The following is a 6,964-nucleotide window of genomic DNA, read 5'->3' on the forward strand; positions in this document are numbered from 1 at the left end:
ACGACTTGGATTGGCAACACCTATTTGGACGATTCCGGGAGGGACAGCCCCGCCTTTCTGAACTCGACCGGCGACATGTAGCCCAGCGTCGAGTGGATCCTGAAGTTGTTGTACCAGTGCACGTAGTCCGAGAGCTTGGCTCGGAGCTCGCGCGTCGTGCCGAACGTCTCGCGGTGGACGAGCTCGGCCTTCAGTATCCTGTTGGTCGACTCGTCGACGGCGTTGTCGTAGGGGCAGCCCTTGGCCGACAGCGACCTCTCTATGCCGAAGGCCTCGAGCATCAGGTCGATCTCGGCGTTGTCGAACTCGCTGCCGCGGTCCGTGTGGAAGACCTCGATGTCCGAGATGGGGAAGGAGAGCGTCGCGAACGCCGACTTGACCAGCCGGGCGTCCTTCCTGGGCCCGGCGGAGTGGCCGACGATCTCCCTGTTGTAGAGGTCGACGAGCAGGCAGACGTAGTTCCACGAGGCCCCGACGCGCACATAGGTCAGGTCGCTGCATATATGGGTGCGCGGCGCCCTGCCGCCGAAGCCGCGCGCGACGACGTTCGGCACGTCGGCCTCGTTGACCGCCCCGGGGTGCACCTTGAACCTCTTCCTGGCGTATGCGCTGACCAGGCCGTTCTCCCTCATGATGCGGCAGACCCGGCGCCGGCTGACGGTAACGCCCGACCTCTCGAGCGACGCCTTTATCTTGCGCGAGCCGTACCGGCCCTTGCTGGCGGCGTGGGCCGCGACCACGGCCGGCGCGGCGGGGTCCGGCGCGGCGGGCCGGTCGGGCCGCGAGCGCATGGAGTAGTACGTCGACCTCGCGACGCCGAGGAGCCTGCACTGCGCTGGTATGGGGTAGCGGCCCTCGTTGGCCGCTATGGCCCTCACTTTCGAGCGTATATCAGCGCCGCTTGTTTTAAGACGTCGACCTCCATCCGGAGCCTGCGGTTCTCGCGCTCGAGCTCCAGGATCCGGTTCTGCTCGGGCGTGCGGTTGTCCGCGGCGCGCGGCGAGCCGGTCGCGTTTATCGACTTGATCCACCTCTCCACGGTGCTCTTGCCGAGGTCGTACTCGTCCATGATCTCGCGCTTGGGCTTGCCGGCGTTGTAGAGGTCGACTATCTGCCTCTTGAACTCGTCGGTGAAATGCCTCGGGTGCCTGGGGTCCCTCATATACGGCCCTCCCGTCTCTTGCGCCCCTCCCGGAACTGTCCACACCAGTGTAGCCAATCCAACACGAACGCCGCAGCCTGTCGCAGGAAGCGGGTGCGGGCGCCCTCGCCCATGGCGTACAGGTCGCGGCCCGCGACCAGCACACGACCCTCGTCCGGGGCGTCCAGCCCGCTCATGCAGTACAGGAGGCTCGTCTTGCCCGCCCCCGACGGCCCCACGATCGCCGTGAGCCCGCCCGCGTCCGCGAGCGAGCAGCCCCTGAGGACCGGGACGCGCTCCTCGCCCGTGTCGGCCCAGCGCTTGACGCCCTCGGCCCTCACCTCCGCCGCAGCCATGCGCGGCACCTCCCTTCGGGCGGGCGCTCCGCGCCCACCGACTCGTCCGTTCGACGCCACCCATGGAACCACCGCCCGTGCGCCCCGACGCCGCGCGCCAGTCGGTTGCCATCTCCAGATGGCAGTCTCGGTCTCGGTTCTGGTGCCACCACACCAGCGTGGGTGGGGGATACAGTTGCAAGTGGAGGTCATAAGCTGCGTCGAGGAAGGAGCCGGAAAATGAATCGCGCCGCATCTCCCTCGATTCTGAGAGCTTCTAGATTACAATGTTAAAAATTTGCATTAGATGAAGATCTTTCACATGGAGGCGTGATGATTATCCGTCAAAAGTACCTTGACCAGCTTCTCGCCTTTCGGGATCGAGACCTCGTCAAGGTCGTTACGGGGGTTCGTCGTTGCGGGAAGTCGACCCTTCTGGACATGATGCGCGAGCATCTGGCAAGGGAGGGCGTTTCCCGGGAGCGACTTCTCACGTTCAAGATGGAGTCCATGGAGTTTGATGGCTTGGATTATCGCGGGCTTTACCAGCTTGTTCGCAAACGGACAGAGGGAATCGTCCATCCCTATCTCTTTTTTGACGAGCTCCAAGAGATCGAGGGTTGGGAGCGCGCGATTAATTCCCTGCACGTTGACCTTGATTGCGATATGTATATCACGGGGTCCAACGCCTATCTGCTGTCGAGCGAGCTTGCCACGCTGCTCTCGGGGCGTTATGTGGAGGTCGAGATGCTGCCGCTCGTCTTCTCGGAGTTTCTCGATTTCCGGGGAGCGTCACTGTCCTCTCGCGCTGCGGCTGGGATGGATGTCTTCGAGTTGCCGGATGGCTCGCTTAGCACGGCGGTTGGCCTGTTTGATCATTATCGTCGCTACGGCGGGCTGCCGTACCTATCCTTGGGTACGCTAGACGGGGCGGTTCATAAGGCCTATTGCAGGTCACTGTACGAGACGGTCGTCATCCGGGATATTCTCGAGCGCGATCGCAGGCGTGGCCGCAGGCAGCTCACAAGCCCTGATTTGCTGGAGCGGACATGCCGCTTCCTTGCAGACAATATCGGTAACGAGAATTCTGTCAACAGTATTGCCGGAGCGTTGCGGGCTGACGGCGTCGAGGCTGCGAACGGTACTGTTGACGCATACATGGGGGCGCTTGATGAGGCGTATCTCTTCTATCCTGTTCGGCGCTATGACATCAAGGGCAAGGATCTCCTGAAGACGGGTGGAAAGCGTTACATCGTGGACACGGGAATCCGCAACTATCTGCAGGGCTACCGTGATTCCGATCAGGGGCGTGTCTTTGAGAACATGGTCTATTTGCAACTTCGCTACGAGGGCTTTGAGGTGAGCGTTGGAAAGCTGCGCTCAGGTGAGGTGGACTTCGTGGCGTCGAGGTCAGACGGGCGTGCGTACATTCAGGTAACCGAGGATATGACTGACTCGGCCACCATGGAGCGTGAGCTCAGGCCGCTGCGCGCCATACGGGATGCATATCCGAAATTCGTAATTGCTGCCCGGGGGAGTTATCCAAGGGAGATTGACGGGATTCGTATCTTAGATGTTATGGATTTCTTTTTGCAAAGAAGGCCACTACTGGCGTAGAAGGATTTTTTTCATCTATGAATTTTTTTTCAGATAATTATAGAATCTAGCAATAATGGAATCCCAATATGGTCATTTGCTTTTCCGGCGGCAGTAGGCAGTGGATATCTAGTTAGCTATGGAGAGAATAACATCGTAGAGAATCGTTCCTCCGATTCGATATCAAAATAACAGTACAACTTCGTTCATGCTTTGATGTTATGAGCGTTTCGATGTCTATCATCACTATTGGAATCAGGCCTCGTTCCGGAATCGTCGTTAACCGATACGGTGGACAGATCTCTTGGGTGCGCTGAAATCGGAGAAGCGATTGGCTTGGTGCTTTTTGAGCGAAAGCTACTGAAGAAAACTCATGGCTCAATTTGAATGGGATAGAGATTCTGAGTTGCACACACTCAGTTTCATAATGGTTACTCAAGATACTGACGCTTCAGATTGAATGCTTGGGTCTTTTTTTGAAAGGCCCCATGGCAATATGGTTGCCATGGGGCCCGTTTTTTTCAACTGGACGTCCTAGCTCGAGAACGTCACCTCTCCGCCACCCTGGAGCTGGTCCTCGGGCACCTGCTTGGCGTCGGGCGGCATCTGCCCGGAGTCGGGGACGCCTCCGACGGACTGGGAGTCGGTCACCTGGCCGCCGTCCGACCCCGCAGCGCCCCGGCTTGTGATGAACCAGCCCGCAGCGATGCCGCCCGCGACCAGCGCCTGTTTGCATTTGAGCCCTGTCGAAACCGTGGACACCTGATAATTTGGACGGCAGAGGAACCTGCCCCGTAGGAGGGTGTGGCCATGGGAGCCGAGCCTGGGACCAAGTACGAGTAGTTCCCCAAGGACTACCGGGACGAGACGGCCGACTACGTCATCGCGGCGGGGCGGCCCGTCAGGGAGGTCGCCCGAGAGCTCGGCATGGCGGGGAGCACCCTGGGCGACTGGGTGAGGAGGAGGCGCGAGCTCTCCGGCGGCGGGCCCGCGGCCGCCCCGCCGTCCTCGCCAGCATGTGCCTCATGATGGGTGCGATCGGCTTCTCCGTCTACGACGACCAGAACGGATGGGGCTCTTATCGCCTCACCCTTCCCGTCTCGAAGCGCGACGTCGTCCTGAGCCGCTATGCCGCCATCGCGACGCTCGGCCTCATCGGCTCGGCGGTCGGCTTCGCCGTATCGCTTGCGGTCATGGGACTCGCGTCCGCCGTGGAGCTGCCGGGAGGCCTCTCCGAGTTCCTCGCGTTCAGCGGGGAGAGGGTCGCCGGCATGGCCTTCGCCACCGCAGTCTGCGTCCTGATCGGCTCCGCCGTCGCGTCCGTCGTGACGCCGGTGTACTTCAAGCTCGGCCAGACCAAGGCGACCCAGTTTCTGCCAACCGTCACCGTCGGCCTGTTCGTGGTCACCCCCATGCTTCTCGGGAACTCGGGGATTCTCGAAGGCGGCGCGTTCGGGCTCGTGACGGACTTTCTCACGTTCGTCGAGACCCCCGCTGGACTTGCGGCCTCGATGGCGGCGCTGCTCGCGGCCTCGCTTCTGATGCTGGCCGCCTCCGCCGTCGTCTCTCTCGGGCTGTACGGAAGGCGCGAGCTGTAGGCCGAGCCGTCAACCGACGCCCCGGCGCGGACCCGCTTTGCCACGATGCGGGAGCCGCCCCGGCGGCGTGCGGCTGACGATATGTCGATGATTGTGGCCTACATTCGGGCAGAAGGATGCGATTCGGCGGATTAAGGCCAGTTGGAAGAGGGGAGGGGCGTGGGCCGGAAGGGCGCGTCGCCCGTGCTGCTTTGCGTCGAATCCGGAACGGGCGGGGGAGACGCACCGATCTCCCTTTCCAGCCCGACGGACGATGTGCGGGACGGGACGATACTCGATGCCTCGTGGACAACAAGCGTTTCTGAGTTCAGATTCACTGATTTTTAGTGCGCAAAAGCGCTCTTTATTGACGGTCGCGCTCTCCTTTAGCGCGGTGAACGTTTATTGGACGGGGCGAGGGCATGCGCGGCGAGGAGCTTTTCACGCTCGAGGCGGCGGCATACGTGTTCCTGCAGGAGGCCTGCCGCGGCCGTCTGGCGGCGGAGGGCGCCATGCGGGTCCTGTCCAGGTGCGTGCTGGACACTTGCGTCGCTCAGCTCCAGCCTTTGAGCAACCAGTCCACCAGGTTCTCGATGCGCACGCCTTGCTCGGTGGTGCCGAGCCGCAGGCGATCGGTGGTGAGCACCAGCTTGGGGAAGGCATCGTTTACGAGGGAAAAAGGCGCCAGTTCGCGCTCGTATGTCTCGGGGCTTGCAAGCGTTTCGGTCACCTGGATGTAGAGGCGCTCGTCGTGCTTGTCGGCCACGAAGTCTACCTCGCCTTTAAGCAGTGCGCCCACGGTCACGTTGTAGCCACGGCGCACGAGCTCGTTGAATACCACGCACTCGAGCTGAGCGCCCAGGCCCTTTGGGGCATAGTTGCTAGCTAGATTGCGCAAGCCGGTGTCGATGGGATAGAACTTGCGCTGGGGTCTAAGCACCTGCTTGCCGGCGATGCCGTTCTGTTCGCATTCGCTCAGGATGTAGGCGCTTTCGAGGGCTTTGAGGTAGTTCTCGACCGTCTTGTCGCGGCGCTCCTCATCAGGGCCATCGGCAAGCAGCTCATTTGCGTGCACGTGAACCACGGCCTTATGCGCAAGGGCGAGAGCGAGCAGGTCGTCGACGTCTTTAAGAACCAGATGGATGCGAATCTGGTCTACGTGGACGCGACCGACCGCTTCCTCGACAAGCTCGTCGACGTCGCCGAGCCCGAGGCCAAGCGTAAGATTATCGGCGCCGAGTTCATTCGCGTGTTTGAGGAAGAGGCCCGAAAGGTGGGCGATGAGGTCAGCTTCCTCGCTCAGGGCACCATCTATCCCGACATCCTGGAGTCGCAGGACGGCGTGAAGGCCCATCACAACGTGGGCGGTCTGCCCGAGGACCTGCAGTTTGAGCTCTGCGAGCCCGTTAAGCTGCTGTACAAGGACGAGGTGCGCGTCGTGGGCCGCGAACTCGGTCTGCCCGAGAACATGGTTGAGCGCCAGCCGTTCCCCGGCCCCGGCCTGGGTGTCCATTGCCTCGGTGCCATCACCCGCGACCGTCTTGAGGCGCTGCGCGAGGCCGACGCCATCGTGCGTGAGGAGATCGACAAGGCCGGTCTTACCATTTGGCAGTACTTCGCCGTTGTGCCCGACTTCCGCGCCACTGGCGTGCGCGAGGGCAAGCGCGCCTACGACTGGCCCTGCATCATCCGCTGCATCAGCACCGTCGATGTCATGACCGCCGAGGTGCCCGAGCTTGACTGGGCGCTGCTCAAGCGCATCACCGCCCGCGTTACCGCCGAGGTCCCCGGTATCTGCCGCGTTTGCTACGACCTGACCCCCAAGCCCGTCGGCACGGTGGAGTGGGAGTAAACCCCCAGTTCAGAGGCACTTTTTATATTAGTTTGCTCCTTTGAACTTCTTTGTAAATAGGTGTACTTTTCTGACACGATTTTTTAAACGCATTGGGATTTCTCTCACTTTGCAAAGAGGCGATTCAATGGCTTAGCGATGCATCGCTAAGCCATTTTCGCTTGTTGGTGTTGCAATTCGTCTCCTTGTGTTGCTTTAGTTAATCATACTTGCCCACAGTTGATACATTCGTTTCCTAGAATTACTCGCTGGCAGAATTTCAGGTGGTTTGTGGGCGATGATGCATGGTTGATTTCCGATCTCAGCCGAACACATTGAGCAAATAGGCCATTCCCGCAGTTAGCCGAACGCCCCCGCGGCCCCTCCTGGGGTCCGGGGGCGCCGTTTTCCCAGTTGAAGGAACGGTGGAGATGTGTTTCGATGGGTCCGGTGGCCATGCTCCGCCCGCCGCCCGGCACCTCTT

The 6,964-nt window shown here is 61.1% G+C and carries 8 protein-coding genes and 1 pseudogene; 4 read left to right on the plus strand and 5 right to left on the minus strand.

Annotated elements, in window-relative coordinates; translation table 11 throughout:
- Positions 1-20: 20 nt before the first annotated feature.
- The 3 genes from NBH09_RS01165 to NBH09_RS01175 are packed head-to-tail and all read right to left on the minus strand — an operon-like array spanning position 21 to position 1,497.
- On the minus strand, positions 21-878 hold the full coding sequence (locus tag NBH09_RS01165; RefSeq protein ID WP_250786823.1) for an IS3 family transposase: 858 nt from the start codon (positions 876-878) through the stop codon (positions 21-23).
- Complete coding sequence (locus tag NBH09_RS01170; protein WP_205163146.1) at positions 875-1,162, minus strand: transposase; 288 nt, start codon at positions 1,160-1,162, stop codon at positions 875-877. Before NBH09_RS01170 ends, NBH09_RS01165 begins: the two co-directional genes overlap by 4 nt.
- Positions 1,159-1,497 (minus strand): ATP-binding cassette domain-containing protein, encoded by a 339-nt coding sequence (locus NBH09_RS01175; protein WP_250786824.1) that lies wholly within the window; start codon positions 1,495-1,497, stop codon positions 1,159-1,161. Before NBH09_RS01175 ends, NBH09_RS01170 begins: the two co-directional genes overlap by 4 nt.
- A 312-nt stretch (positions 1,498-1,809) precedes the next feature.
- On the opposite strand from NBH09_RS01175, the gene NBH09_RS01180 reads away from it, so the two are divergent.
- Positions 1,810-3,093: an ATP-binding protein gene (locus tag NBH09_RS01180; RefSeq protein WP_250786825.1), complete on the plus strand. Its 1,284-nt coding sequence runs from the start codon at positions 1,810-1,812 to the stop codon at positions 3,091-3,093.
- 513 nt (positions 3,094-3,606) lie between these two features.
- Here NBH09_RS01180 and NBH09_RS01185 read toward each other — a convergent pair.
- Positions 3,607-3,834 (minus strand): hypothetical protein, encoded by a 228-nt coding sequence (locus NBH09_RS01185; RefSeq protein WP_250786826.1) that lies wholly within the window; start codon positions 3,832-3,834, stop codon positions 3,607-3,609.
- A 99-nt stretch (positions 3,835-3,933) separates the two neighbouring features.
- Between NBH09_RS01185 and NBH09_RS10065 the strand changes: the two are divergent.
- Positions 3,934-4,101: pseudogene (locus NBH09_RS10065) on the plus strand (transposase); the annotation flags it as partial.
- Positions 4,098-4,670, plus strand: coding sequence for an ABC-2 transporter permease (locus NBH09_RS01190; RefSeq protein WP_250786827.1), 573 nt, complete (start codon positions 4,098-4,100; stop codon positions 4,668-4,670). The pseudogene NBH09_RS10065 and the gene NBH09_RS01190, both read left to right, overlap by 4 nt.
- 532 nt (positions 4,671-5,202) lie before the next feature.
- On the opposite strand, the gene NBH09_RS01195 is transcribed toward NBH09_RS01190, so the two are convergent.
- Positions 5,203-5,724, minus strand: coding sequence for an ATP-binding protein (locus tag NBH09_RS01195; protein ID WP_250786828.1), 522 nt, complete (start codon positions 5,722-5,724; stop codon positions 5,203-5,205).
- Between NBH09_RS01195 and guaA the strand changes: the two genes are divergently transcribed.
- A complete protein-coding gene (guaA, locus tag NBH09_RS01200) occupies positions 5,719-6,501 on the plus strand; it encodes a glutamine-hydrolyzing GMP synthase (RefSeq protein WP_250786829.1) in 783 nt (260 codons plus the stop codon). The genes NBH09_RS01195 and guaA overlap by 6 nt on opposite strands.
- Positions 6,502-6,964 lie beyond the last annotated feature (463 nt).

This window comes from Collinsella sp. BG-O-102 (assembly GCF_023656745.1).
In the GTDB taxonomy this organism is placed as follows: domain Bacteria; phylum Actinomycetota; class Coriobacteriia; order Coriobacteriales; family Coriobacteriaceae; genus Collinsella.